Origin of the sequence: Bradyrhizobium sp. SZCCHNS30572, assembly GCF_032484415.1 — a bacterium.
Lineage (GTDB): Bacteria > Pseudomonadota > Alphaproteobacteria > Rhizobiales > Xanthobacteraceae > Bradyrhizobium.
Genome location: NZ_JAUESY010000002.1, coordinates 527,490 through 553,904 on the forward strand (window position 1 = coordinate 527,490; position 26,415 = coordinate 553,904).

Below are 26,415 nucleotides of genomic sequence, written 5' to 3' on the forward strand. Positions count from 1 at the left end.
GATGGCAACTTGCTGAATGTTCGACGAATGCCGTTGTCGAGGCGGATTGAAGCGAAACGGAGGCTTAGGCGAGGCCGATCGCAAACGGTCGGCTAGAACCCTTCGAGCAGCGGATGGAGCTTGTCCGGCCACGTGCAGCGTCGATGGCCGGTGCTGCCACAACGCAACGAGCCGGCGTAGACCCAAGGGGGTCTGCGCCGGCCAATGTTGGTCAGGTTGCTGAAGGCGTCAGCCCCACATGTGGTGCATCGCGTGGTGGTGGGACATGTCCGGACCGCTCGAGGCCGCTGCCGCCGTTGCGGCCGTGGCCGCGGCTGCCGCCGTGTGGTGGCTGCTATGATGGCTGTGGTGGCCGCCGCAGTGATGCGTCGTGGTGGTGTTGTTGCCGCCGGTGGTTCCTCCGCCGGCCGTTCCACCGCCCGTCGTGCCGCCACCGGTCGTCCCACCACCCGTGGTGCCGCCGCCCGCAGTGCCGCCTCCGGTGGTGCCACCACCGGTCGTGCCACCTCCGCCCATGCCGCCGCCGGGCGTGGTCGTGCTCGTAGGCGTTCCGCCCGTACCGTTGGCGATGTTCGGATTGGCGCCCGCCGGCATGCCGGTGCCCTGGGCAATGCCATTGACCGCAGTCGCCGTCACGAAGCTCGTCGCTGAGGTCACGTAGGCCGATCCGCCGATCGCGATGTTGTTGCCCGCAATGTCTCCGGCATTGCCGATGTAGTTCGCCGCGGCAGCCTTCAACATCGCCTGATCGGTCGCCAGGGCAGCACCGGTGTCGCCGTTCATGATGCCCATCAATGCCTTGGTGGCCATGATGGTGTCAGACTGTAGAGCTCCGGCGGCGAGCTCGTCGTCGAACCGTCCCTTGAACACCGCCCCCTGCGCCGCATCGAACGCGGCGCCAAAGTTCTGGTAGTTCGTGATCTGGTCGATCAGGGCCTGTGACGCCGTACCTGTTCCATTTGCGACCGCAACCAACTTCGCACCCAGCGTATTGCCCTCGGCGAGGAACGACGCCCAGAAATTGGTCTGCGCCTGATTATCCTGGAACTTCGTGACGGTCCCGGTCAGGCCGCCGGGCATTTCGGAGAACCCGCCGATGTGACCAGGCGCGCCGGTGCCGCCCGCCGCTGCGTTGAGCGCCGCGTCGTTCTGAAACACGTCGATCATGTCGACGATGTTGTCGGCGGAGCCGCGCAGCGCCGTCGGATTGGCCATCGTCTCGGCGACATCGTATTTGTTCAGCTGAAGGTTTGCTTGGCTGAGCAGCGTCATCAGGTGAAGTGTCGTCGTTTGGGCCGCAACGGCGGTTTCACCGGCTTCAATCGCAGCGAGCTTCGCGGGGTCATTCAGGATCGCCTGAAGGCCCTGCGTCACGGCCGTAAAATCAGCCTGGATCTGGTTGATGTTGTTGGCGCTCATGCCGCCCAGCGAAAGGTCAGCGGCGGCATTGAACACCGTTCCGATAGCGGTCAGGTCGCCCGCGGCCGCTGCAGCGAGATTGGTGGCGCTGTCGTTGCCGGCGGGAAGGCTCTGGAACGCCACGTCCATGGCACCCGTGTTGGCCAGGAAGGGAACGTTGTTGAGCGCGGCCGAGAGATGCGCGTCACCCTGGATCTGCGCCAGGATCTGCATCTGCACGTTGTGGATGGTCTGGTCGGCCTCGGCGAGGGTCGCCGGGTTGGTCGTGTTGGGCGCGGCGTTGATCAGCGTCGTGATCTCGTTCGAGACCTGGGTGAGCACCGCGGTGTCGGTCGCGTTGAGCGTGAATGCCTTGCCGCCGATCGTGACATCTCCGGGATTGGCCAGCATCGCGTTGATGTCGTTCTGCACGGCATGCAGGTCTGTGGTGTAGCTGCCGAGGAACGGGTTGGAGTTGCCGCTGTTCTGGGGCGTCGAGAACAGACCGGTCGAGATGCGAACCGCGTCGTTGAACACGACGCCGGCCTGGACGAGGTCGGTCGACGGGTTGAGCGCAGAGGCGCGAACCAGCAGATTGGACGTGCCATTCGCCAGCGCCGTCGGGTTGAAGGTATTGGCTGCCATTGATCATCTCCCCAAGTTTCAACCCGGCGTCTGCTGCTTGGCGTATCGGCAGCACGCGGGCGTTGATCGGGCAGCGACGTCTCGTTCGCTCCTTCGCGGAACGGGCGAAATGTCGCAGCCTCAGAGCACCTGGGAATTATTTGCTCCAATGGGGCCAAAAGAAGCGCCGCGGAGTCCTCAAATATGATGTTGTTCGGGCAAATGGCTCCTGTCGCAGCCGGGTCACGGCGACGGTCGGAAGCTTACTAACTCGTTGATTTCTGTCGTGGCATCCCCGCAACATCGTCGCTCAGCGGCGCCTCGACGCACGGTCCAGACAAGAAGTTGCCCCGATCTTGCGACCGGTCACCGATCTCTCCTTAGAAAAGTTCCAGCGTGACGAGCCTCCGCGGTGCGGAACGGAACGTGCATCTTTGTTGATCTTCCGAGGCCTCCTTCTTCAACGCGTGTCGTCTCGCCCGGCTCATTGTCCTTCTCATTTCCCCCGGGAGCACTGCGCGAGTGGACCTCATCTGCTTGTGCTCCCGGGTATCCGTATCCCAGCCGCAGCGGCTGCTGCGGCTGCCTCGTCAACCCCACATGTGATGCATCGCGTGGAGATGCGACATGTCGGGCCCGGCAGCCGCGGCCTGGCTCATATGCGCGCCCTGGCTTTGATCGTGATGATGGTGATGATCGCTGTGATGCGTGGCGTTGCTGCCGTTGTTGGCCGTGGTACCCGTCGACGTGCCGCCAGCCGCCGTTCCGCCAGCCGCGGTTCCGCCGGTCGACGTGCCTCCGTTCGCCGCGGTGCCACCGGCTGCAGCGCCACCGGCGGCGGTGGTTCCTGCCGCAGCAGTGCCGCCGGTGCCGTTGGCCAGGTTCGGTGTCGCGGTGACCGGAATGGTGCCGTGCGCGGTCCCCTTGATTGAGGTCGCCGCCGAGACCGTCGTGGCCGTCCCAACATAGGTGCCGCCATTGACCGGAATGTTGTTGCCGGAGACGTCCATGGCGTCGGCGGCAAAGCCCTGGCCGGCCGCGGCGACCATCGCCTTGTCTGCCGCAAGTGCTGCGCCGGTGTCGCCGTTGAGGATGCCTTGCAGGCCCTTGACCGCGTTGGCGGTGTCGGCTTCGAGCGTGCCGCTGAGCAGTTCGTTGTCGAACCGACCCTGGAACACGGCCCCCTGGGCGGCGTCGAAATTGGCGCCGAACTGCTGGTAGTTCTGGATCTGCGTGATCAGGGCCGCGCTCGCCTGCGCACCGCCGGTCGAGATTTTCTGCAGCGTGGCGTTGATGGTGTTGGCCTCGGCCAGGAATGCGGCCCAGAAATTCGTCTGTGCCTGGTTGTCCTGGAATTTGGTGACCGTCCCTTTGAGCCCGCCCGGATCCTCGGCGAAGCCGCCCGCATGGCCGGCGTTGCCGTTGCCACCTGCCGCCATGTTGAGGTTGGTGTCGCCCTGGATGATGTCGATGATGTCGAGCAGGTTGTCGGCCGTGCCGCGGAGAGCGGCCTGATTGCCGGTGGTCGCAGCCTGATCATACTTGCCCAGCTGCAGGTTGATCTGGCCGAGCGCCGTCTGCAGATGGATCGTCGTCAGCGCCGCGGCGTTGGCAGTCTCGCCAGCCTCGATCTGCGCGAGCTGGGTCTTGTTGTTGAGGATGGCCGTCAGTCCGTGCTGGACGGCGGTGAAGTCCGCGGTCACCTCGGCAAGGTTACCGGTGTTGATGCCGCCCGAGGCGACCTCGACGGCCTTGTTGAAGACCAGACCAACGTCCTTCAGGCTGTTGCCGGCGGTAGCGGCGGCAAGACTCGCCGGATCGTCCGCGCCCGCGGGCGACGTCTGGAAGGCGACGTCCTGGCCGCCGGTATTGGCGAGGAAGGGGACGTTGTTCAACGCGTTCGCCAGATGCGCGTCATTGTGGATTTCGCCGAGGATTTCCTGTTGCAGCGCGTGGATCGTCTGGCTTGCCGCTGCCGATGTGCTGGCGTTGGCGAACTGTCCCGCCGCCTGCAGCAGTGTGCCCAGTTGCCCCTCGACATTGGTCAGCACCGCCGTGTCGGTCGCGTTCAAGGCGAAGGTCTTGCCGCCGAGCGTGACCTGACCAGGGTTGGCCAGCATCGCCGCAATATCGGTCTGCACCGCCGTGATGTCGGCCTGGTAGCTGGTGAGGAAGGCCGGCGAGTTGCCGCTGTTGGCGAGGCTGAAGAGGCCGAGCGAGGCGCGCACCGCGTCGTTGAAGACGACGCCAGCCTGCACCAGGTCGGTCGAATGCTGGATCGCCGTGGCACGGGTCAAAAGGTTCGACGTGCCGTTGGCAAGCGCGGTCGGGCTGAAATTCACCGGCGTGGCGCCGCCAGCCGGCGGCGTCGACGATGAGCCGCCGGTGCCGTTGGCAATGTTCGGGGTTGCCGTGACCGGGATCGTGCCCTGGGCGAGTCCGTGCACCGACGTGGCCGTCGAGACCGTGGTCGCCGAGCCGACATAGGTCGCGCCGCCGATGGCGATGTTGTTGCCGGAAACGTCCATGGCGTCGGCCGCGAAGCCCTGGCCGGCCGCGGCGAGCATCGCCTTGTCTGCGGCAAGCGCAGCGCCCGTATCGCCGTTCAGGATGCCTTGCAGGCCCTTCACCGCGGCCGCCGTGTCGGCTTCGAGCGTGCCGCTCAGAAGCTCGTTGTCGAAGCGGCCACGGAAGACGTTGCCTTGCGCGGCATCGAAATTGGCGCCAAATGCCTGATAGTTCTGGATCTGAGTGACCAGTGCGGCGCTGGCCTGCGCTCCGCCGGTTGCGATCTTCTGCAGGGTCGCGTTGATGGTGTTGCCTTCCGCCAAGAAGGCGGCCCAGAAATTCGTCTGCGCCTGGTTGTCCTGGAACTTGGTGACCGTGCCGGTCAACCCGCCCGGATCCTCCGCGAACCCGCCGGCATGGCCCGGCATGCCGTTGCCGCCCGCGGCCTTGTTCAGATTGGCGTCGTTCTGAATGATGTCGATGCTGTCGAGCAGATTGTCCGCCGTGCCGCGCAGCGCAGCCTGATTGCCGGTTGTTTCCGCCTTGGCATACTGGTTGAGCTCGAGATTGATCTGCCCGAGCACCGTTTGCAGATGGATGGTCGTGAGCGCGGCCGCGTTCGCCGTTTCGCCATTCTCGATCTGGGCAAGCTGGGTCTTGTTGTTGAGGATCTTGGTGAGACCTTGCGAGATCGCCGTGAGGTCGTTCGTTACCTCCTGCAGGTTCGCGGTGCTGATGCCGCCGGAGGCGAGGTCGACGACCTTGTTGAAGACGAGGCCGACATCCTTCAGCGTGTTGCCTGCGGTCGCTGCGGCCAAGGTCGCCGCATCATCGGCACCGGCCGGCGTGTTCTGGAAGCCGACGTCCTGGCCGCCGGTGTTGGCGAGGAAGTTGACCTTGTTGAGCGCGCCGGACAGATGCGCGTCGCCGTTGATCTCCTGCAGGATCTCCTGCTGGACCGCGTGCAGCGTCTGATCCGCGGCTGTGATCGTCGCAGCATTCGTGGTCTGCGGTGCGGCCGTGAGCAGCGTCGAGATCTGCGCCTGTACGTTGGTGAGAACGGCGGTGTCGGTCGCATTCAGCGTGAAGGCCTGGCCGCCCAGGGTCACCTGGCCGGGATTTGCGAGCATCGCGGCGATGTCGTTCTGTACGGCGTGGAGATCGGTCGTGTAGCTGCCGAGGAACGGGTTCGAGTTGCCGCTGCCTGCCTGCGTGAACAGGCCGAGCGAGGCGCGCACCGCATCGTTGAACACCACGCCGGCTTGGACGAGGTCGGTCGACATCTTGAGCGCTGAGGCGCGCACCAGCAGGTTCGACGTTCCGTTGGCCAGCGCCGTCGGGTTGAAGGTGTTATTCGCCATAGATCATCTCTCCCCAAGTTCATCCGACGCCCGGCAGGGCCCCGTACCGAAACTGGCCGGACGATGCGGAAGCGCATCGGCCCTGCGTCGGACGTGCTGCGCCGCGCCTCACGCCCGTGCGCCGCTGTGTCGCGCGCTTTTCTGACGCGCGCTACTTTGTCGCACCTCGCTATATGCTCGGAGCAATCGGGCCAAAAAAGGCGTGGGGGAGTCCGCAAATATGTTGTTCTCGGGACATCGCGGATCTGTGACAGATGCGTCGCGATCACGTGCCAAGTGATTGATTTCTGGCGGCAAGCGACAAATGCGGGGTACGGCGATCGGGCGCGAATTGCATGTTGTCGTCAAGATGCTGCCTGCATCTCGCCGGTGAGTGGCCGGTCTCCGGAGATCAGACGCAGGGTTGGTCTGATGCGCTTAAGGCTGCCCAGCGACGAGGGCGCGCGGCATTGTCGCAGCGCGATTGCTGGAAAAACGCCACGATGGATCGTCTGTCCGGGGGAGTGAAAGGCGAACGCGCCTGGGCGTATCGGCCGACCTCGCCGTGCGCCGTTCAGGACGGCGGCGCGGCCTGACGCTGTGCCAGGAGCGCAGTCCTGATCTTCTGCAGCAGTGTGGTGTAGAGCTGATTCCAGGCCGGGTCATTCTGCCCGTTCGCGTCCAGCCCTTGCTTGGTCAGGCCCAGGCTGATCCGGTAGACGGCGAGCGCGCCGTCGATGTTGCCGAGTGGAATGAAGGCATCGCCCAGACTCTGGTAGGAATTTGCAAGCGCCTGCTGCAGCGACGGATCGTTGGCGACCGTGTTGGCGAGGTGGGTGATCAGCGCGGTATTGGCGCGACGCTGCTCGAAGGCTTCGGCATGGCGGCCCTGGGCGGCGAGCACGTCCGCCAGCAGAGCGTGGCACCACGCGAGGTCGCGCTCAAAGCTGAGATTGCCGCGGTGAGCTGCGGTCAGCTTCCGGATGATGGCGAGGCTGGCGGAATAGGCGGCATGCGCAGCCTCGAGGTTTCGCTGAACGAACAACACGGCGCCAATGCGGTTCAAGGCGACCGAAAGGTTGCGTTGAAACCCGGCGTCGTCCGGATTGGCTGCGGTCAGGTACCTGACGATGGCGATGCTCTGCTTGTAGTTCTGCAGCGCGCCCATGAGATCGCTCGCGGTGGCTGCGCGATCGCCTTCCGCGATGCCGGCGGCAGCCTGATCCAGCAGCCTGCCGGCGGCGACCGTGACGCCGACTGCAAGGCCCCCGCGGGCAACGTCGCCGCACGGTCGCGCCAGCAGTGCTGCGAGCGCGACCGGTTCGTCGCTCTCCACGGATTCCGGCGCCGACTCTGCCCTCGAGGTTCGATGCCGATCAAAGGGCGCAGGCGGTGCCTGCTGCTGAGAGGTGCGCGGTTGCGGATGCAATCCCTGTCCGAAGCCGGGAATTCGGCGCAACATGCCCTCGACCTGCGCGGCCGTGATCAGGCGCGTGCATTCGAACTGTCGGGACGTGCCCTGCCATCGCGGGCACCACAGAAAGTCCTCATGGTCGAAGCGATGACTGGCATCATTCCAGCAACTGTTGCAGGCGTGATGGTTGATGACCCGATAGGGGGTCGCAAACTCGTTGGTCGGGTGGGTGAAGCCGCTGATCAGCACGACCGGAGTGCCGACCGCCCAGGCCAGCCATGACAACCCCGAGGAAAGGCCGATGAAGAACGCGGCATGCTTGAGCCAGCGGGCGCGCTCGGGCAGCGGCCGGTCGCCGGTCTGATCCTCGGCTGCGGCGGGAATTTGCGTCCGGTAGGCGCCGTGGCTGCGCTCCGCGGTCTGATCGATGCAGATCACGCGATAGCCGGTCGCGCGGAGGAAGGCCACGATGCTCTGCCAGCCCTCGGGATTGTTCCAGTGCTTGCACGCGGTCGTTGCCTGCATGGCGATGCAGACATAGGGGTCCTCGATGGGACGGCTGTCTTCGCTCAACGCGACGCGAGGTGGACGCTCGGCCGGATCCACGCCGAGAATGTGAGCTGCGGTCCGATGCAGGCCGACCTGCCGGAAATCATAGGGCTGATGGACCAGCTCGGCATCGTCGAAGAACAGCCCGACCGAGTAGGTTGCGTAGTATCGCTCCGGCTGGACCGTCTCGTGGCTGAGGAATGCGATGTCAGGGTAGGCGTCGCGGAACAGCGGGATCAGCGGCTCGCCCATCGCACAGCTCAGGCGGCACCGATGCAGGTCCTTGAACTTCACTGCATAGCTCATCCAGCCGATGATGTCGCCGATCGTGCCGACCGGGAATTGGATCAGGACGTCGCGGTCGGTGGCGTCATAGTCGTGGCACAGCAGCAGCTCGGGCCCTGACCACACTTCGAGCCTGAACGGGACAAAGTAGCGTTTGCTGCTGTTGACGTGCCCAGAACGCAGGTCGATGTCGAACAGGACGTTGGCGGTCTCGAGATCGCTCAATCGGACGTGCCAGGCGTGTCCGGTGTCGGGCAGCATGACACGACAGCCGTCGTTGAAGTCGAAGCGCAGCCCCTGGGGACCCTCCTGGGTCGGCACGGCCGCTGGCGGCGGCAGTCGCGGCTTGCGTGCGTGATCAGACGCCTCGGTGCGGGCGCCTGGCTGGGCGGACGGTAACGCACTTGCCGGCACCATCGCCGGGTCTGAGGTGCGGGGAAAATTTGCAACGTTCATGTCGAGGTGCCGACGCGGTCTGCGTTCATTCGTGAGCGATGACGCCGACCGCGGCCGTTCGGTCTTGTTACTCCACGAAGGCGCGGCGCCACTGATCTAGAACCGGCTTCATCAGATAGCTGAGCATCGTCCGGCTGCCGGTCTGAACGTAGACTTCGGCCTGCATGCCGGGCATCAGGTTGACGTTGCCGAGCCGCTTGCGCTCCTCGTCGGACAGCGTGATCCTGACCGTGTAGAAGGTGGAACCGGTTCGCGGGTCATTGGTGATATCAGGCGACACGAACGAGACCTGGCCGCTCAATTTCGGCGTGGTGCGCTGGTTGAAGGCGTTGAAGTGGACCATCGCATCCTGCCCGGTGTGAACGTGATCGATATCCTTGGGCTGGACGTGCCCTTCGACCTGCAGTTCGTCCGAATCGGGGACCAGCTCCATGACGGTCTCACCCGGCTTGATGACGCCGCCGATGGTGTGGATCGCGAGCTGGTGGATGGTGCCGGAGTTCGGCGCGCGCATCTCGATGCGATCGAGCTGGTCGCGCGCGGCGACGCCCTTCTCGACCAGATCGCCTTCCTTGGCCTGGGACTCGCTGAGGTCCTTGACCACCTCGCTGCGGAAATCCTGATCGATCTTGACGGTCTGGAGCTCGGCTTCGCTGATCTTGGACCTCGTCTCCGCCACGCTGGACACCAGCTGGCCGCGTTCACCGTCGATCCGAGCGGCTTCCCGCTGCAGCGTGGTCAGTCGCGTCAGCGGAACGAGCCGCTTGTCATAGAGCTCCTGCACGCCGGCCAACTCGCCCTTGATCAGCTCGATCTGCTTGTTCTTGGATTCGAGCTGAGACTCCATGCCGCTGATTTCGTTGTTCAGCTGGACGATGCGGCCCTGCAGCAGCTCTTTCTGGCTCTTGCGGGTCGTGGCACGGGCCTTGAACAGCGCGTTCTCCGATGCGATCACGGTGCGGACGTTCGGATCGTCCTGACGTGAGGTCAGCGTGGACGGATAGTCCGGCTGATCGAGACCGTCACGCTCGGCCGAGAGCCGCGCAATCTTGGCGCGCTGCTCGTTCAATTGCTTGGTGATCGCCTGGAGCTGGGCCTGGCTCTGCGTAGCGTCGAGCCGCACGAGCAGATCGCCCGCCGCGACGCGCTTGCCGTTGTCGACCTTGATTTCCGCGACAATGCCGCCGGTCGGATGCTGAATGGCCTTCACGTTGGATTGCACCACGAGATTGCCGGGGACCACGATCGCGCCGGCGAGCGGCACGAGGGTCAGCCAGCCGCCGCCGAGAACGCCGGCGACAAGCAGCACCCGCAAGCCGAGACGCAACTCGTTCTCGAACATGCGGCTGACGCGCGGCACCAGCGATTCGTCCGAGCCGTCGTCGAGATCGGCCGCCGTTCCTTGCGTCGCAATGAAGGTCATGCCGGTGGTCAAGGCCGTGCCGGCGGTGCCGACCAGGCGGCCGACACGGGTTTGCGGAACGGCAGGCGCATGCGCCAGACGGGCGGGGAGGTTCTGCTGCCCGACCGCGCGCGGCGCGCCGACGCCGAAATTGCCGTCGCGTCGTGCATCCTGCAGGTCGAGCAGGGGCGCCGAATTGCTGCCCGCCATGCGCGCGGGCGGATGGCGCGGCGGCGGCGACAGCTCCGGCTCGTTGCCGCGCATCGGTGCGGGCTGCTGCCAGTCCATCTCGCGGATGCCTTCACCCCGGCGTGTCCGGGGCGCCTGGGCGCCGAGACCGAACAGCGACAGCGACGCACCGAGGGCGCGGCCCATGGTGCTGCCCTTCTTCTTCGAACGCGGCTTTGGCCTGCCTGGCGACGGTGGCGGACGCCGTCGCTTCTTGCCGCCGTCCCGTGTGCCGTGGCGCTGCCGCGGGTCCTCGTCGGAGCCGTCGTCGAATGCGCCCTGCAGCCGCTGCAGCTCGAGGATCAATGCATCGCCCTGCGGACCGACCGCGCGAGTCTTCGGTCGCACATAATCGTCGTCGTCGAACGGCCTGAAGTCGTTGATGTGTTTCATTGATCAAGCGCTTTCTGCTGGGGCGGCGCGACGAAGCGAGCGGGCGTTCGGATTTGGCGCCGCTGCGGGAGCAGCAACCCTGGGCGGAGCGGGGGCATGCGCGACGGCGGGTCCCGCGGCCTTGTTGGCCCCGGCGACGCGGGCAAAGATCTCCTGGCAGGGACCGAATGCGATCGCCTTGCCCTCGTACAGGACCAGCGCCATGTTGAGCGCATTCAGCGCGCTGGGACGGTGCGAAATCACGATCACGATGCTCTGGTTCTGCTGCCGCATGATCTGAATGGCGCGGCTGAGCGCGTTCTCGCCGTCGGTGTCCAGATTGGCATTCGGCTCGTCGAGGACGATGAGAAAGGGATCGCCATACACCGCGCGGGCCAGACCCACGCGCTGCCGCTGACCGGCCGACAGCGACATGCCGCCTTGGCCGATTCGCGTCGAATAGCCTTCCGGCAGCCGCAGGATGATGTCGTGCACGCCGGCGATCTGCGCCGCCTTCAGAATCGCATCCGAGCTCGCATTCTCGTCGAAGCGGCAGATGTTGTCGGCGATGCTGCCGTCGAACAGGGCAACGTCCTGCGGCAGGTAGCCGATGTGGCGGCCGAGATCCTCGTTGCTCCATTGGTCGAGCGCTGCGCCGTCGAGGCGGACGGATCCATGCTGTGCAGGCCAGATGCCGACCAGCGCCTTCGAGAGCGAGGTCTTGCCGGAGGCACTCGCGCCGAGCAGTGCCAGACCCGTGCCTGCCTTGATCGAGAACGACACGTTTTGAACAATCGGCCGATCGGTGCCCGGCGCGGTGACCGTCAGCTCCTGTACGGTCAGCTCGCGGAACGGGCGGGGCAACGCGACCGGCGGCGCTTCCGGCCTGGCGGTGGCCTTGCAGATATCGCGCAGACGCGCGATGCCCTGGCGCGCGGCGACCAGCTGTTTCCAGCTGCCAAGTGCGATCTCGATCGGGGCGAGCGCGCGGCCCATCAGGATCGACGAGGCCATCATCACGCCGCCGGAGGCCTGCTCGGAGACGACGAGCGCCGCGCCGATGCCGAGCATGCCCGATTGCAGGATGAAGCGCAGCACTTTCGCGGCGGCTCCGAGATTGGCGTAGACATCGCTCGCGCGAATGTTGTCCTTCAGATAGCGCTCGTTGACGGCGTTCCAGCGTGCCGAGAAGCGATCCAGCATTCCGAGCGCGCGAATCACTTCGGCATTGCGCTGGGTGGCATCGGCGAGAACCTGCCGCGCGGCGCTCGTATCGCTGGCGGATTTGCTCGCCTGACGCGACAACCGGTCGGTCACCAGCGTCATCGAGATGATTCCGGCCGTGCCGATGACGGCCGTGATGCCGATCAGCGGATGAAACAGAAACATGCCGATCAGGAAGATCGGTATCCATGGCATGTCGAGAAAGGCGGTTGGTCCCATGCTCGACATAAAGGCGCGCAGCTGGTCGAGATCGCGCAGCGGCTGCTGCATCAGCATCGGCTTGGTGCCGCGCAGGGGCAGGGTGGCCAGGGCGTGATGAATCGCGTCCTGCAAGCTCGCGTCGAACACGGTCGCCACCCGACACAGCATGCGGGTGCGCAACGCGTCGAAATAACCCTGAATCAGATAGACGGCTAGAATCATCACCGACAGGCCGACGAGCGTGGCGAGATTCTTGCTCGGAACGACGCGATCATTGACCTGCATCATATAAACCGAGCCCGAGAGCATCAGGATGTTGATGACGCCGCTGAACACGCCGATGCCGGCCATGCGTTTGACAGCCTGGCGCAACCCGCGCGTCACCGGATCGTCGCTTCCCGAGAGAAGGTCGTTGAGGGCAGCCGCGGCTTTCGTTCTCGGGCGGTCTTGAGCCAGACTCATCCAGGCGCGTCTCCCAAACACAGTGCTTCACTCCGCGCTATTGACAGTCGATACCGACGATTTTCCGGCAACAATTGGACAAGTGGGCAATTCCGTCGCAGCGTCGCGGGTAAACGACCGGCACGAGGCGCGATGCGCCGGGGCGGCTCTGAAAAAGTGTGGCATCGTTCAGCGCGATCGGGTCCGTGCGAAATCCGTCCGCGATCGTCGATAGTTGCAGCGTGATAGCAGCCATCGGCACGCGACGCGTGTCACACATTCGTCCGTCTATCACCTTGGTTCCGTACTCATTGGTCGCGGTCCGGGCCGAATGACGCCACGAAGCCGAATAAATCTTCCTGCGGTGCAACGCACAGGCGTTGTCATCTCGATCATGCGGTATTCGATGATGGTGCGGAGAACGATCATGATGGCGGCGGCAACACAAGGACATGCGGCTCCGCGCACCAATCCAAGACGTGCAATCAGCTCAGCCGGGCATGGCGACCGACGATGTGTTCTATCATCGAACGTGCGGCCGCTGTGGAACCAGTGACCCGCCAAGCATCGGGCGCACGAGATCAACATCAACTCCAGGGAGGACGAAGCAGATCAGTCCGCGTGCGATCCGAGCAACTCGTCACCGGCTCGGGCCACGGCAGCTGATCAACCATAGGCGTGATCCAACCGATCACGCTCAAGCGTAGCGGGGCAACGATTGGGTGCAGAACGGCGCCGTAACGCCGAAGTCGGACGAAGTTGCTCACTTAGTAAAGCGTATCCGGGGGACGACAAAGTTGCTGGACGACATCACCATCGAGACGCGTGATGCGGGAATGGATTCGGGTCGAGGGGCGGCCCGCAGGGTTGAATACTTGATCATCCTGCGCCGGATCGGTCCGCTGAGACGAAATACGGTCGCCAGGTCGGCGGTGAATCGCGCCGATCGCGTGCGCGCAGCTCTGGAGGCGCACGCATGAAGATCCGCAAGACCGACTATGGAACGATCATCCTGCACTGGACCCTGGCTGGGGCCACGGTGATCGCGTTCCTGACGGGGCTTCGCATGGCGACCGAAGCGCCTGGGCACGCATGGATCGCCAACAATCTCGACTGGCTGCTGCCCCGGCACCGGACCTGGACCTGGCACATGCCGGCTGGGGTCGTGCTCGCGAGCGTCGCCGTCGCCTACATGATCTATATCTCGAAGTCAGGGCTCGGCCGTCGCGTCACCATCGACAAGATGCGCTTCAAGGGCTTGCTCGGCCGCCGGCCGGCGCGGCTGGGCTCGATCAGCGTGATGCTGCATTGGGTGCTTTTCATCTCCATGGCGATCCTGATCGTCACCGGAGGCATGCTCTTCTTCGGCGTAGCCTCCGGCTACGTCACCATGATGATCCACTGGTACGCGACCTGGGTGATCCCGGCCTTCGTGGTGTTGCACGTCCTGGTTCACTTCAGCATCGGCGGAAAGATGCAGCTCTATCGCGTGTTCCGGCCGGCGCCCTTGCCGCCGCCGCCGCCAAAGCTCGATCCCGTCGAACTCCTCACGATGCTGGTCGAGCAGTCGGAAAAGCTGGAGGAAGCGGAGGCGCCTCCGAGGAGGCCGGCGCCAGCTGCGCGGCCTGCAGCACGTGAGCCGATGCCGGCGCCGCGGCGCATGGAGGAGCCGATGCGGGCCCGGTCCGAGCCGCGTGTGCCGCCGGGCCGCATGCGTCCGCCGCCGACACCTGCCAAGGGCAATTCCCGCCGCCGCAATCCGAGCTTCCAATCCAACCCGTTCATGGTCGCGATCGCCGCAGCCATCGTGATCGGTTCGGCGATGTTCGCCGCCGACTACTACGCCGAGGACACCGTCACGGTGTATCGAATCGCGACATCGGATGCGCCGACGCTTGACGGCGATTCGTCGGATCGTGTCTGGCGCAACATCCAGCCGCACATGGTGACGACCAACCAGGGCGACAATTTCGACGGTACCGGCGAATCGCGCGTCTGGATCAAGGCGGCGCATGACGGCACGTGGGTCTACTTCCTCGTCATCTGGGAGGATCCGACGCGATCGTTGAAGCAGCTGCCGCTGATCAAGAAGGCGGATGGCTGGCATCTCCTGCAGAATGGATTCGACAAGGGCGACGAGAACGATTTCAACGAGGACAAGTTCTCGCTGTTGTTCACGACGCTGCCGATCACCTTGGCCGCGGACCGAACGTTTCACATGAGCTCGCAGCCGATGCCGGACAAGCCGCCGACGCTGTCGGGTCGCGGCATCCACTACACGCCGGCGCCGAATCTCTATGCCGACGCCTGGCTGTGGAAGGCGACGAGCGGCGGCCCGACCGGATGGATGGACGATGATCATTTCGGTCCGCCTGCGGAGCCGACACCGGATCAGGTCAAGGGACTCACGCCCTACAAGGGCGGGTTCGCACCGGATCCGGGGACTGCGAACTATTCGGACAATTTCGTGATCGACAGGGAGGCCGCAAGACTGGGAAATCGGGGCGTGAGACCGAAGCGCCTGCCGAAGGACGTCGCCGCGATGACCGCGGCGATGGGCGAGATCAATCTCGATCCCAACATCGGCGAGAGTGAAGGCGCGCGCTGGTTCATGACAGAGGCCGAATCTGTGCCCTATTCGGCCGAGGCGGATGCCCAGACGCCGATCGGGACCGTGGTGCCCGGTGTTCTCGTCAGCGGCGAGTTCACCGGTGATCGCGCGGACATCCGTTGCGCTGCGCGTTGGGCCGCGGGCCACTGGACGCTCGAAATTGCCCGCAAAATGGACACGAAAAGCAAGTACGACGTTCCGATCAAGAATGGCGTGTTCATGCGTGTCGCAGCGTTCGACCATACCCAGATCAGACATACCAGGCAGATCCGGCCGATGCGACTTGAGGTGCAGTAATGGGTAAGATTTGCAAGATCCAGTACAACAGGGAAACGTTCTACGCGAATGTGGGCGATATCCTGCTCGACGGCGCCATCAACAGTGGTGTGGATCTGCCCCATGACTGCCGCAGCGGAATCTGCGGTTCCTGTAAAGTGACGGTCATCGACGGCAAGCTGTTCGGCGGCATGGAAGGCGACATGGCGCATGCGTGCCAGGCGCGTGTCGTGTCCGACCTCAAGATCATCACGGAGCCCGTGCCGGATACGGTGACGATGAACTGCGAGGTGGGCGATCTCGTGCGGCTCGCGCCCGACGTCGTCGGTGTCACCCTCGAGATGCCGAAGCCGCTGCGATTCTTCCCTGGACAATACGCCAAGGTCCAGTACCGCGGTTTTCCGACACGCTGCTACAGCCCGACCTATCCGATGGTCGGCGCACCCGATAGCCATCTGCTGTATCTGCACATCCGCATCCTGAAGGATGGCCTGGTGTCCTCGGCGCTCGGCCGTGACATCCAGGTCGGCCATCGCGTCAAGCTGACGGCGCCGCTCGGCACCGCGTTCTTCCGTCAGAAGCATCGCGGCCGGATCATCCTGGTGGCGAGCGGCACCGGCTTCGCGCCGATGTGGGCGATCGCGGTCGCCGCCATCACGGAGAATCCGAAGCGCGAGATCGTCTTCATCGTCGTGTCACGCACCTTGCAGTCGTTCTACATGCATCAGGCGCTGTGCCGCTTGGCGCGCTTCCCGAACGTGAAGATCATCCCGATCGTGTCGGAGCCGCAGAACGTCTCGCCGGCGATTCGCAGCGGCCGGCCGACCGAACACATGCCGGAGCTCACGCCGAACGACGTCGTCTACACCTGCGGCGCGCCGGCTATGACGGAGGCGGTCGCGAAGATGTCGCGCGCGGCCGGAGCGAAGTGTCATTGCGATCCGTTCGTCTCGTCGGCGCAGCCCTCCGAGTCGAGCGGCGGACTCATGGATCGGCTGGTCGGGTGGCTCGACAGCCAGCGAGGCCGGCCGGCCATGTTCCAGCCGGCGGAATGAGATCGTTGCGGCCGCGACGCGCGCGGCCGCAGTCCGGCGCTCAGCCGGCCATGAAAGCGAGCAGAGTGCCGGTGGCCGACGCGGGCGGAACGATCAGGCTCGCGCCACTGCGCACCGCTGCCGCGCCCAGAGCCTTTTCGGTGGCGGTCAGATCGTGTGAGGCCAGCACCAGGCCTGCGCCGCCTCGCTCCGGCAGGCCGGCAAGCGACACACCCGGATAGCGCGCTGCGAGCTGGTCCCTGGTCAGGAATACGAAATCGGCGCGGTCACCGCCCGAGGTGACGGTCACGGCGCCGTCGGCTTCGTCCCGGCCGTCGCGATCGATCAGGCGCGACAGGTGAGCCGCGTCCTTGGCCGGATCCGGCGTCACGATCAGCGCCTGCTTCAGTTGCTTGGCGGCGTTGGCATGGCGCATCAGTTCCGGGATCCACACCGTTTCGCGCGTCTTGTGCTGGCAGGCGAAGATGCGCAGGCCGCCCGGAGCCTCCGCGACGGGCCATTGAAACACGCGGAATTTCGCTGCCGAGATGCTGCCGTCGGGCAGGGGCACCGGACGCTCGAAGTCGATGGGACCAATCGGCTCAAAACCTTTCGCGCGGATTTCCTCGGCGCCGGCCGCGGAATCGATCGCCGTGAAGGCGATGCGCTCGATGCCTTCGCCGCGCTGGGCAAGGAAATTGCGGGTTGGAACGTTGTGATCGGTCTCGGCGAGGATGCCGAGCAACTCGATGTAGTCAGGATCGAGCATGATGGTGTAGTTGCCGGATCCCATCTTGGCACTGTGCGTGCCGCGCGGAGACAGCGTAAAACCCAGCCGCTTCCAGGTCTCCGCCGCGGCGTCGAGATCCTTCACCACGACGACCGCGTGATCGATACCGATGACATTCTTGAGGGCCACGCGTTTGTCTCCTTGCAGCGAACTTGGCATATTGGTGGCCGAACTATGCCCAATCGACCCATGCGCCGCAACCGGCGCTGCGGGGCGCTGGGCGCAAGGCAAGATCGATCTCCGGCAGGGCGGTCGACCAGCAAGGATGAGCTGTCCGCGATGAGCACCACCACAGATTCCGTTCAATGGCCGCCATCCCTTTGGGCGGCGCAGACCCCGGCTGGACCCGACCTGTCCGAGCTTCAGGGCAGTGTGCAGGCCGACGTGGTCATCATCGGCGGCGGCTTCACGGGGCTGTCGACGGCGCTGCATCTGCGCGAAGCTGGGACGGACGTCGCCATCGTCGAGGCGATGGAGCCCGGCTGGGGCGCATCCGGCCGGAACAACGGTCAGGTCATTCCGACGCTGTCACGTCCCGATCCGGACGACCTCGTCGCGCGTCATGGCGCCGCGGGCGAGCGCTTCGTGGCGATGTTGCGCGACAGCGCGTCCAATCTGTTCGATACCGTGAGACGGTACAACATCGACGCCGAGCATGAACAGGCCGGCTGGGTCCAGCCGGTGCATACGCCCGGCCGCATCAAGATCGCCGAGCGCAGGTTCAAGCAGTGGTCGAAGTTCGGTGCGCCGGTCGAGCTGCTGTCGCGCGATCAGGCGCGAGACATGCTCGGCTCGGACGCCTGGCATGGCGGCTTCTGGAACAAGACCGGCGGCCACATCAATCCGCTCGCGCTGGCGCGTGGCTTGGCGCGGACGGTGCTGAGCCTGGGCGGCCGGATCTATGCGCGCTCACCGGTCATCGACTTCGCCCGGCGGGGGGATCGCTGGATCGTGCGCACCGCACGGGGGGAGCTGTCGGCGCGCGCGCTGGTGCTGGCGAGCAATGCCTATAGCGGCGAGTTCTCCAAGGCGCTCGCACCGGATATCGCGCACGAGGTGATGCCCGTGCTGTCGTGGCAGATGGCGACGCAGCCGCTGTCGGACAATGTCCGCAAGACCGTCATCCCGGCGCGGCAGGCGATGTCCGATACCCATGGCGAACTCTATTTTGCGCGCTACGACGCCCGCAACCGACTGGTCACCGGCGGCGCCGTGATCGGCCCCGGCAACAAGGCCGAGCGGCTGAAGGCGCGGGTCGCCGAACGCCTGCAGCGCCTGTGGCCGCAGATCGGCGAGGTCAGGTTCGACTATGTCTGGAACGGCTATGTCGGCATGACCACGGACTACATGCCGCGGATTCATCGCCTCGGTCCTGATGCCTATGGCTGGACCGGCTGCAACGGCCGCGCGGTCGCGCTCACGATCCCCCTCGGTGCGGAGCTTGCGAAAGCGGTGCGCGGCGTGTCGGCGAACGAGCTGGCGCTGCCGTTCACGGAACCGGTCACCATTCCCGCGCACGCCCTGCTGCGTCCGTTCGCGCCGCTGATGCTGCTCTTGTACCGATATCGCGACGCGCGTGAGATCGGCTAAGACGTGGGATGTTCGATCCGGGCGAAGTCGCCGCCCGGAATGGCCTCGAGCAGAGCCTGCGTATACGGATGCTGCGGGTTGCCGAACACGTCGTGCGTGGGTCCATGCTCGACGACCACGCCGTCCTTCATGACCGCGACCAGATCGCAGATCTGGGCTGCGACGCGCAGGTCGTGCGTGATGAAGATGATCGACAGGTCGAGGCGCTCGCGCAGGCTGATCAGCAGCTTCAACACCTGCGCCTGAACGGAGACGTCGAGCGCGGACACCGGTTCGTCCGCGACCAGCACCTTGGGCTTCAGTGCCAGCGCGCGCGCCAGCCCGATGCGCTGACGCTGACCTCCGGAGAACTCATGCGGGAAGCGATCGGCGGCCGACGGGTCGAGCCCCACCAGGCTGAACAGCTCGCGCGCCTCCGTCAGCGCCTGCTCTCGCGAGGTGCCGTGCACGATAGGTCCCTGCGCCACCAGATCGACCGCCTTGCGCCGCGGGTTCAGCGAGGCGAACGGGTCCTGAAACACCATCTGCATCTGCTGGGTCCGGTTTCTGACCTCGCTGCGAGAGAGGCGCGCCCAGTCCTCACCGTCGAGCAGGATCGTTCCTGCGTCGGGATCGATCAGGCGAATGATGCAGCGGGCGAGAGTGGATTTGCCGGAGCCCGACTCGCCGACGATGCCGAGCGTCGCGCCCTTTGGCAGCGCGAGCGAGACGTCCCTGACCGCATGGGTGACGCGCTCGCCGCGGCCGAGGAAGCCGCCGGTGCGATATGTCTTCGAGACACCGGAGATGGTGAGGATCATCCGGTCCGACAGCTTGCGTGCCGGGGGCGCTGCTACCGGCGGTACCGCGGCGATCAGTTGCCTGGTGTAGTCATGCTGCGGCCGTTGTAGGACATCCGCCGCCGCGCCCTGTTCGACGACGCTGCCATGTTGCATCACGACGACGCGGTCGGCGATCTCGGCGACGACCCCGAAATCATGCGTGATGAACAGCACCGCAGTCTTGCGCCTCTGCTGCAGCTCGCGGATGAGCTTGAGGATCTGGGCCTGCGTCGTGACGTCGAGCGCCGTCGTCGGCTCGTCGGCGATCAGCAGCTTCGGATCGAGCGCCAAGGCCATGGCGATCATTGCGCGCTGGCGTTGTCCGCCGGACAACTCGTGCGGATAGGCCTTCGCCGCGCGCGGCGGATCGGGAATGTTGACGTCCGAGAGCAGCGACAGCACGCGCGATTTGATCTCGACTTTCGACAGATCGGTATGGATGTCCAGGACCTCGCCGATCTGGTCGCCGATCGTGCGCAATGGATTGAGCGCGGTCATCGGCTCCTGGAACACCATCGCGATTTCGGCGCCGCGGATGCGGCGCATCTCGGCCGCCGTGGCGGTGCAGAGGTCGTGGCCGGCAAACAGGATGCGGCCGCCGTCGGTGGTCACGCCGTCCGGCAGCAGCCGCATGATCGTGTTGGCCATCATCGACTTGCCGGAGCCGGACTCGCCGACGATGCAGACGATCTCGTTTTCGGCGATCGAAAGCGAGACCTCCGAGATCGCATGCATGCGGTCGGCGCCTTTCGGCAGACGTACGCTGAGGCGGTCGACGGTCAGAACGGGCTTGGCTGGACTCATCGCTGCTTCAGCCGGGGGTTCAGTGCATCGTTGAGGCCCTGGCCGACCAGCGACACCGCAAGCACGGTGATGAGGATGGCAACACCGGGGATCGCCGATACGTACCACTGCACGCGCAGCACATCGCGTCCCAGGCCGATCAGATTGCCCCAGGAGGCGACGTTGGCGTCGGACAGCCGCAGGAAGGCGAGTGCACTCTCCAGAAGGATCGCAACCGCCATCACGACGCCGGCATAGACGATCACCGGCGGCAGCGCGTTGGGCAGGATCTCGCCCAGCATCAGCTGGGTGTCGCGCATGCCGAGAGTGCGGCCTGCCTGGACGAATTCGCGGCTGCGCAGCGAGAGGAACTCAGCCCGCGTCAACCGCGCCGGCGCCGGCCATGAGACGATGCCGACGGCGATCGTGACCGTCGTCAAGGTCGAGCCGAACACCGCGACCAGCACCAGCAGCAGCACGAAATTCGGCAGTGTCTGGAAGGCCTCGGTGATGCGCATCAGGATGTTGTCGACCCACCCGCCGTAGTAGCCGGCGAGCGCGCCGACCATGATTCCGATCGCCACGGCAATGAACGTGGCGACGCCGCCGATCAGGAGCGAGATGCGGGCGCCGTGAAAGATCTGGGCGGCGATATCGCGGCCGGAATTGTCGGTGCCGAGTAGAAAACGTGGATTGGCGAACGGCCAGATCAGCGGCCGGCCGGCGAGGGCGAGCGGATCGCGCGGATACAGATAGCCGGCGCTGATCGCCATGCCTACGACGATCAGCAGCAGGATCAGGCCCAGCACCGCAGCCGGACTGCGGAAGTAGCGCTTCGCGGCGTCCATGTTCAGCCCTCCGCCGTGATGCGCGGATCGAGCCGCGCGTAGAGCAGGTCGGTGACGAAGTTGACCAGGATCACCAGCAGCGCGGAGACGAAGACGATTCCGAGCAGCGTGTTGAGATCGCGCTGGACCACCGATTCATAGGCGAGGCGCCCAAGGCCGGGCAGCGAGAATACCGTCTCCACCACGACCGAGCCGCCGAGCATCGTTCCGGCCTGGAGTCCGATCAGCGTCACCATCGGCAGCAGCGCGTTGCGCAACACGTGGCGGGTGATGATGCGGGTCTCGTCGAGGCCCTTGGCACGCGCGGTGCGGACGAAATCGAGGTTCAGGACCTCGAGCATGGATGCGCGCATGATGCGCAGATAGATGGCCAGGAAGATCAGGCCGAGCGTCAGCGACGGCAGCACCAGATGGCTCGCAACGTCGAGCACGCGCCAGATCCCGGTGCTGACGGCGCCGATGTCCTCGAAGCCGCCCGCGGGCAGCCATTGCAGATAGATCGAGAACACCACGATGGCCATCAGGCCGAACCAGAACGAGGGCGTGGCGTAGAAGATCAGGCCGACCGTCGAGATCAGCGTATCCGGCCAGCGATTGACGCCGCGCGCCGCGATCACGCCGAACACGAGGCCGAAGAAGAACGCAAAGGAGAGAGCGGAGGTCATCAGCAGCAGGGTCGGCGGCAGCCGCTCCAGGATCACGGCGGCGACCGGCTTGCCGTAGATCGCGGAGAAGCCGAGATCGAGACGCACCAGCCGCCACAGGTAGTTGGCGAGCTGCATCGGGACCGACAGATCCAGCCCGTAGAAGCGGCGCAGCTCACGGGCGGTCGCCGCATCGCCGCCGCCCATCTGGGCCATCATCGCGTCGACCGTATCGCCCGGCGCGAGCTGCAGCAGGAGGAAGACGCCGATCAGGATCAGGAACAGGGTGGGGATCGAGGCGGCGAGCCGCCGCCCCGCAAGGCTCAAGATGCGCATGGCCTTATCCTGACGGATTCCGGCTCAGGCGGAAAGCCACAGATCGTGCCAGCTCGACGATCCCCAGCGCGGCGTGTTCGAGTGGTTGCGCGCCTTGGCCGTGATCACGGTGACGAAGATCTGCTCGATCGGCATCCACACCGGCAGCTCGGTATTGGCCTCGCGCACGAAATCTGCGTAGAGCGCCTTGCGCTTGGCCGGATCGACCTCGGTCGCCGCGTCATCGATGATCTTGTCGATCTTGGCATCGTCCCAACCCCACTGATTGGTCCACGGCGCGCCCTTGGGCTGGCCGGAGCGATACCAGACCGTGGTCGAAACCGCGGGGTCGTTGCGGTACTGGTGCCAGCCGGTCGCGAGATCGAAGGCGTGCTCGTCATAGACCTGCTTGAGGAAGCCGCCGCCATCGTTGCGCACGATCTCGATCGCGATGCCGACCTCGCCCAGCGACTGCTGGAGGAAGGTCGCCCACAGCGAGATGTCCTCCCCCCATGGCGCGGGCAGCAGCCGCAGCGAGAAGCGGGTGCCGCCGGCGCCGGGCTTGTAGCCGGCCTCGTCCAGGAGCGCCGCCGACTTGGCCTTGTCGTAGGGATATTGCGGCGTATTGGCGCCGGGGTAGAAGTCGGTCGAGGTCGACGGGATCGGACCGGTGCCCAGCTTGGCGAAATCGCCGAGGAAGTTCTCGATGAAGAAGGGAACGTTGATCGCGTGCGCGATGGCGCGGCGGACCTTCACGTCCGCCAGCTCCTTGCGGCGGACGTTGAACTCGAGCGTATTGGTGCGCGCGTTGCCCTCATTGCCTTTGGTCGAGACGATGAAACGCTTATCCTTGCCGAGCCGCGCCATGTCGGAGATGGTCAGGCCCGAGAACGGGCTGTAGTGCAGCTCACCTGCCTCCATTTGCGCAGCCGCAGCCGCACGGTCAGTGATCACCTTCCACACGATGCGGTCGAGATAGGGCGCGTTCGGCCGCCAGTAGTCGGCATTGCGCTCGGCGATGATATACTGGCCGCGTTCGTACTTCACGAATTTGAACGGACCAGTGCCAATGGGGGCGAGGTTCGCGGGGTTCTGCCTGATGTCGCCGCTCTCGTAGATGTGCTTGGCCGAGACGTAGCCGAGATCGGGCAGGGCGCGCAGCAGCAGGTTGAGCGGCATCGGCCGCTCGTAGCGGAAGATCGCGGTTTGCGGGTCTGGCGTGTCAACCGCAGTCAGGAACAACTGCAGGGTCGATCCGTAGTTCAGGATCTTCTTCCACATGTTCATCGCGGTGAAGGCAACGTCCTCCGACGTGAACGGCTTGCCGTCATGCCAGGTGATGCCCTTGCGCAGCTTGAAAGTGACGGTCTTGCCGTCCGGCGTCGCCTCCCAGCTCTCGGCAAGTACGCCGACCGGCTGGCCGTTGGCATCGAGGTCGACGAGGTTCTCCTGGATCTTGCCGCCGATGATGTAGACGCCGGTCGAAGCCTGGAGGCTCGGGTTGAGCTGGCGCTGCTCGGCGCCGTAGTGAACGTTGAACACGCCACCCTTGCGCGGCGTCTCCTCGGCGAAGGCGCGGAGTGGATTGACCACGTTCGCGGCGATGGCAGCGGAGGTAAGGAGGGCGGTCCGGCGGCTGATCTCGAAACGGCTCGAATTCATCAAGGTCTCCCGAAGGCCAAGCGGGACGCTGGCCGATGGCGCAATCGCGGCGAAGATTACGCGGATCGCGGGTCCAAGTCATTTGCGAATTGCCATGCAGTTCTGCGGCATTCTCGGCCGGCCCATGCAGCCGGCGGCACCGTGGCATACATTGCTCGTATACGAACGATTGGGAGAAGATAATCGCCGACAGGGACTTGACTGAGGTGGGGATTGCCGGCTGCCACGAACGACCGGAGGCAACTCTGACGCGGCGCCAATAGACTGCGCTATCTCAGATCGACGTCATGGGGCGCCTTCGATCGGCAGCCGCAGCTCGAACGCGACACCTTTGTCGCCCGGCCCCAGCGAGATCTCGCCGCCATGGCTTGCCAGGATGGCGCGCACGATCGCCAGCCCCATGCCGGTACCGCCGCTGTCGCGTCGGGTCGTGAAGAAGGCATCGAAGATGCGGTCGCGGTTCTCCGGCGAGATCGGATCGCCGTCATTGCTGGCGATGACGATCAGCATCTCTTTGCTCTCCTCGGCCTCGAGGCGGATGCGCCGGGCGCCATGCCGGACGGCGTTGTCGACGAGATGCGTGAGCACGATCAGCACGGTCTCGTTCGGGAGCGCGGTGCTGCGCTCGACCGGCCCGGACGTCTCGATGACAGTCGAGGGGAAACGCACTCGCAGCGTGCCGACGGCCTCGGCTATGCTACCGGCCTCGACCGTCGACACCGTCTCCGCCCGTGCCAGCTCGCGCAAGCGTTGGGCCAGCGCCGCGAGCCGGTCGGCGTCGCCAAGGATGTTGGTGAGGAATTTCTCCTGCTCGGCGCGTGTCAAGGTCTCGGAAGGGCTGGCCAGGGAGTCGAGCAGCAGCTCGGCTGCGCCCTTGATCGAGGTCAGCGGCGATTTGAGCTCGTGCGTCAGATGCGCGGAAAAGCTCCTGATGTAGTTGGAGCGTTGCGCCAGTTGCTCGGCCATGGCGAAGAAGTGCTCGGCGAGCTCCGCGAAGTCGCGGGTGCCGAAATGGGCAAGCGGACGGAAACCCGCGGGATCGTTGCGTCCGATCCTGCCGGCGCGATCGACCAGCTCGCGCATCGGCCGTGTGATCGTGCGTGCCACGACGAGGCCGACCAGCAGCGTCGTGAGGACAATGGTGGAGCCGGCAGCGATGAACTTGCCGCGCTCCTGATAGAGATGCTCGAAGATGTTGCGGGGCGTGCGCGAGGTATAGATGACCCCGGCAACGTGATCGTCGACGATCACGGGCATGGCCGAGAACACATGGACGCCGACGCCGCGGCTGATCGAATAGATCGGTGGCGGGGCCTTGTCCGGAATGCGAATGCGGAGCGCGGCGCTGTAGCGTCCCTTCAGGGCGGCAGCCACCTCGTCGATATGAGCGAGTGATTTGCCCATCTCATCGCGGCCGGCGATCACGACCCCCTGGGGGTCGAGCACGCGATACCCGGCCAAGGTGACCTTCTGCGTCTCCCTGACGATCGGCAGCAGCCGCGTGCCGATCGCGACGTAGGCCGGATCCGCAGGATGGACCGCGTCGCGGGCGTCCGGGCGGCGGACGAAAAGATCGTTGGCCAGAAGATCGAGCAGGGGGCGAATGGGCGTCACTTCGTCGGACGCATCCGGACGTGACTCGGGCGGGATCTCGGCGCCGAGCGGAACGCCGGTGGCAAGGCGCGCGGAAACCTCCTCGGCGAAGACCGCCGCGAGGACACGGCTCTGCGCGATCAGTTCCGCCTGTGTCTGGCGGATCAGCTGGTTGTCATAGATGCGAAAGAAGAACAGCCCGACGAGCGGCAAGGTGCCGACCAGCGCCAGCACGCCAAAGACGATCTGTCCCAGCGACGGCCGCCATTTTGCCTTGGGCTTGGGCGCGATCATGGGGTGCCGCAGCGGCCGAGCCGGAAGCCCACGCCATGGACCGTCTCGATCGCGTCCTCGCAATGCGCGGCTGCGAGCTTCGCTCTGATGTTGCGGATGTGGCTGTCGATCGTTCGGTCGGAGACCTGAATGTTGAGCTGATAGGCGGCGGCCATGATCTGCTCGCGGCTGAACACGACCGCAGGACGCGTCATCAGCGTGCGCAGGATGCTGAACTCCAGCGCGGTGAGCGTCAGCGGCATGTCACCGAAACGGGCCAGGTGCTGCTGCGGGTCGAGCCGGAGCCGGCCATGGACGAGCTTCTCCGGCTCGGCCGAGCGATCACCTCCGCCGTTCGCGACCCGGCGGAGAATGACGTTGACGCGGGCGACCAGCTCGCGCGGACTGAACGGCTTTGTCACGTAGTCGTCGCCGCCGATCTCGAGCCCGAGAATGCGGTCGATCTCCTCGTCGCGGGCCGACAGGAACAGGATCGGCACTTGCGAGGTCCGGCGAATGCGCCGGCAGACCTCGAGGCCGTCGAACTCCGGCATGCCGACGTCGAGCACGATCAGGTCCGGACGGTCTTCGGTGACCCTGGCCAGCGCGGCGCGGCCGTCGGCGGCTTCCCTCACCGCCATGCCGGCCTTGCTCAAGGCCACGCGCAGGACTTCGCGGATATGCGGGTCATCGTCGACGATGAGGATTCGGGGAGACACGAGCTTTACTCCGC

General features: G+C 65.3%; 16 protein-coding genes. 4 read left to right on the plus strand and 12 right to left on the minus strand.

What is annotated here, in order from left to right; genetic code table 11:
- Positions 1–228: 228 nt before the first annotated feature.
- The 5 genes from QX048_RS07520 to QX048_RS07540 form a co-directional block, all read right to left on the minus strand.
- Positions 229–2,043 (minus strand): hypothetical protein, encoded by a 1,815-nt coding sequence (locus tag QX048_RS07520; RefSeq protein ID WP_315827555.1) that lies wholly within the window; start codon positions 2,041–2,043, stop codon positions 229–231.
- Positions 2,044–2,612: 569 nt separating this feature from the next.
- Positions 2,613–5,891, minus strand: coding sequence for a hypothetical protein (locus QX048_RS07525; RefSeq protein ID WP_315827556.1), 3,279 nt, complete (start codon positions 5,889–5,891; stop codon positions 2,613–2,615).
- A 553-nt stretch (positions 5,892–6,444) separates the two neighbouring features.
- A complete protein-coding gene (locus QX048_RS07530) occupies positions 6,445–8,574 on the minus strand; it encodes an autotransporter strand-loop-strand O-heptosyltransferase (protein ID WP_410052166.1) in 2,130 nt (709 codons plus the stop codon).
- A 67-nt stretch (positions 8,575–8,641) separates the two neighbouring features.
- Positions 8,642–10,597: an HlyD family type I secretion periplasmic adaptor subunit gene (locus tag QX048_RS07535; protein ID WP_315711799.1), complete on the minus strand. Its 1,956-nt coding sequence runs from the start codon at positions 10,595–10,597 to the stop codon at positions 8,642–8,644.
- Positions 10,598–10,600: 3 nt separating this feature from the next.
- Positions 10,601–12,463, minus strand: coding sequence for a type I secretion system permease/ATPase (locus tag QX048_RS07540; protein ID WP_315711800.1), 1,863 nt, complete (start codon positions 12,461–12,463; stop codon positions 10,601–10,603).
- Between the two features lie 776 nt (positions 12,464–13,239).
- Here QX048_RS07540 and QX048_RS07545 point away from each other — a divergent pair.
- The 3 genes from QX048_RS07545 to QX048_RS07555 are packed head-to-tail and all read left to right on the plus strand — an operon-like array spanning position 13,240 to position 16,384.
- The gene (locus QX048_RS07545) at positions 13,240–13,422 is read left to right on the plus strand and encodes a hypothetical protein (protein WP_315711801.1); all 183 of its coding nucleotides are present in this window, start codon (positions 13,240–13,242) and stop codon (positions 13,420–13,422) included.
- Positions 13,419–15,350, plus strand: coding sequence for an ethylbenzene dehydrogenase-related protein (locus QX048_RS07550; protein ID WP_315827559.1), 1,932 nt, complete (start codon positions 13,419–13,421; stop codon positions 15,348–15,350). The genes QX048_RS07545 and QX048_RS07550 overlap by 4 nt, the downstream gene beginning before the upstream one ends.
- Positions 15,350–16,384, plus strand: a complete 1,035-nt coding sequence (locus tag QX048_RS07555; protein WP_315711805.1) for a 2Fe-2S iron-sulfur cluster-binding protein — start codon at positions 15,350–15,352, stop codon at positions 16,382–16,384. Before QX048_RS07550 ends, QX048_RS07555 begins: the two co-directional genes overlap by 1 nt.
- 40 nt (positions 16,385–16,424) lie before the next feature.
- Here the strand turns inward: QX048_RS07555 and QX048_RS07560 are convergent, their stop codons facing one another.
- Positions 16,425–17,282, minus strand: a complete 858-nt coding sequence (locus QX048_RS07560) for a VOC family protein (protein WP_315711806.1) — start codon at positions 17,280–17,282, stop codon at positions 16,425–16,427.
- A gap of 150 nt (positions 17,283–17,432) precedes the next feature.
- Between QX048_RS07560 and QX048_RS07565 the strand changes: the two genes are divergently transcribed.
- The gene (locus tag QX048_RS07565) at positions 17,433–18,743 is read left to right on the plus strand and encodes an FAD-binding oxidoreductase (protein WP_315827560.1); all 1,311 of its coding nucleotides are present in this window, start codon (positions 17,433–17,435) and stop codon (positions 18,741–18,743) included.
- Here the strand turns inward: QX048_RS07565 and QX048_RS07570 are convergent.
- The 6 genes from QX048_RS07570 to QX048_RS07595 form a co-directional block, all read right to left on the minus strand.
- Positions 18,740–20,368, minus strand: coding sequence for an ABC transporter ATP-binding protein (locus QX048_RS07570; RefSeq protein WP_315827561.1), 1,629 nt, complete (start codon positions 20,366–20,368; stop codon positions 18,740–18,742). The two genes, QX048_RS07565 and QX048_RS07570, sit on opposite strands and share 4 nt — an antisense overlap.
- The gene (locus tag QX048_RS07575; protein WP_315711810.1) at positions 20,365–21,195 is read right to left on the minus strand and encodes an ABC transporter permease; all 831 of its coding nucleotides are present in this window, start codon (positions 21,193–21,195) and stop codon (positions 20,365–20,367) included. The genes QX048_RS07570 and QX048_RS07575 overlap by 4 nt, the downstream gene beginning before the upstream one ends.
- Positions 21,196–21,197: 2 nt before the next feature.
- Positions 21,198–22,175, minus strand: a complete 978-nt coding sequence (locus QX048_RS07580) for an ABC transporter permease (RefSeq protein ID WP_315827562.1) — start codon at positions 22,173–22,175, stop codon at positions 21,198–21,200.
- 24 nt (positions 22,176–22,199) lie between these two features.
- Complete coding sequence (locus QX048_RS07585) at positions 22,200–23,816, minus strand: ABC transporter substrate-binding protein (RefSeq protein WP_315827563.1); 1,617 nt, start codon at positions 23,814–23,816, stop codon at positions 22,200–22,202.
- A 285-nt stretch (positions 23,817–24,101) separates the two neighbouring features.
- Positions 24,102–25,703: an ATP-binding protein gene (locus QX048_RS07590; protein ID WP_315827564.1), complete on the minus strand. Its 1,602-nt coding sequence runs from the start codon at positions 25,701–25,703 to the stop codon at positions 24,102–24,104.
- The gene (locus QX048_RS07595; RefSeq protein ID WP_315827565.1) at positions 25,700–26,401 is read right to left on the minus strand and encodes a response regulator transcription factor; all 702 of its coding nucleotides are present in this window, start codon (positions 26,399–26,401) and stop codon (positions 25,700–25,702) included. The genes QX048_RS07590 and QX048_RS07595 overlap by 4 nt, the downstream gene beginning before the upstream one ends.
- Positions 26,402–26,415 lie beyond the last annotated feature (14 nt).

Excerpts from the sequence above, each read along its gene's own strand:
- QX048_RS07520 (WP_315827555.1), bottom strand. The coding sequence starts at position 2,043 with ATGGCAGCCAATACCTTCAACCCGACGGCGCTGGCGAATGGCACGTCC.
- QX048_RS07525 (WP_315827556.1), bottom strand. The coding sequence starts at position 5,891 with ATGGCGAATAACACCTTCAACCCGACGGCGCTGGCCAACGGAACGTCG.
- QX048_RS07530 (WP_410052166.1), bottom strand. The coding sequence starts at position 8,574 with ATGAACGTTGCAAATTTTCCCCGCACCTCAGACCCGGCGATGGTGCCG.
- QX048_RS07535 (WP_315711799.1), bottom strand. The coding sequence starts at position 10,597 with ATGAAACACATCAACGACTTCAGGCCGTTCGACGACGACGATTATGTG.
- QX048_RS07540 (WP_315711800.1), bottom strand. The coding sequence starts at position 12,463 with ATGAGTCTGGCTCAAGACCGCCCGAGAACGAAAGCCGCGGCTGCCCTC.
- QX048_RS07550 (WP_315827559.1), top strand. The coding sequence starts at position 13,419 with ATGAAGATCCGCAAGACCGACTATGGAACGATCATCCTGCACTGGACC.
- QX048_RS07555 (WP_315711805.1), top strand. The coding sequence starts at position 15,350 with ATGGGTAAGATTTGCAAGATCCAGTACAACAGGGAAACGTTCTACGCG.
- QX048_RS07565 (WP_315827560.1), top strand. The coding sequence starts at position 17,433 with ATGAGCACCACCACAGATTCCGTTCAATGGCCGCCATCCCTTTGGGCG.
- QX048_RS07570 (WP_315827561.1), bottom strand. The coding sequence starts at position 20,368 with ATGAGTCCAGCCAAGCCCGTTCTGACCGTCGACCGCCTCAGCGTACGT.
- QX048_RS07575 (WP_315711810.1), bottom strand. The coding sequence starts at position 21,195 with ATGGACGCCGCGAAGCGCTACTTCCGCAGTCCGGCTGCGGTGCTGGGC.
- QX048_RS07580 (WP_315827562.1), bottom strand. The coding sequence starts at position 22,175 with ATGCGCATCTTGAGCCTTGCGGGGCGGCGGCTCGCCGCCTCGATCCCC.
- QX048_RS07585 (WP_315827563.1), bottom strand. The coding sequence starts at position 23,816 with ATGAATTCGAGCCGTTTCGAGATCAGCCGCCGGACCGCCCTCCTTACC.
- QX048_RS07590 (WP_315827564.1), bottom strand. The coding sequence starts at position 25,703 with ATGATCGCGCCCAAGCCCAAGGCAAAATGGCGGCCGTCGCTGGGACAG.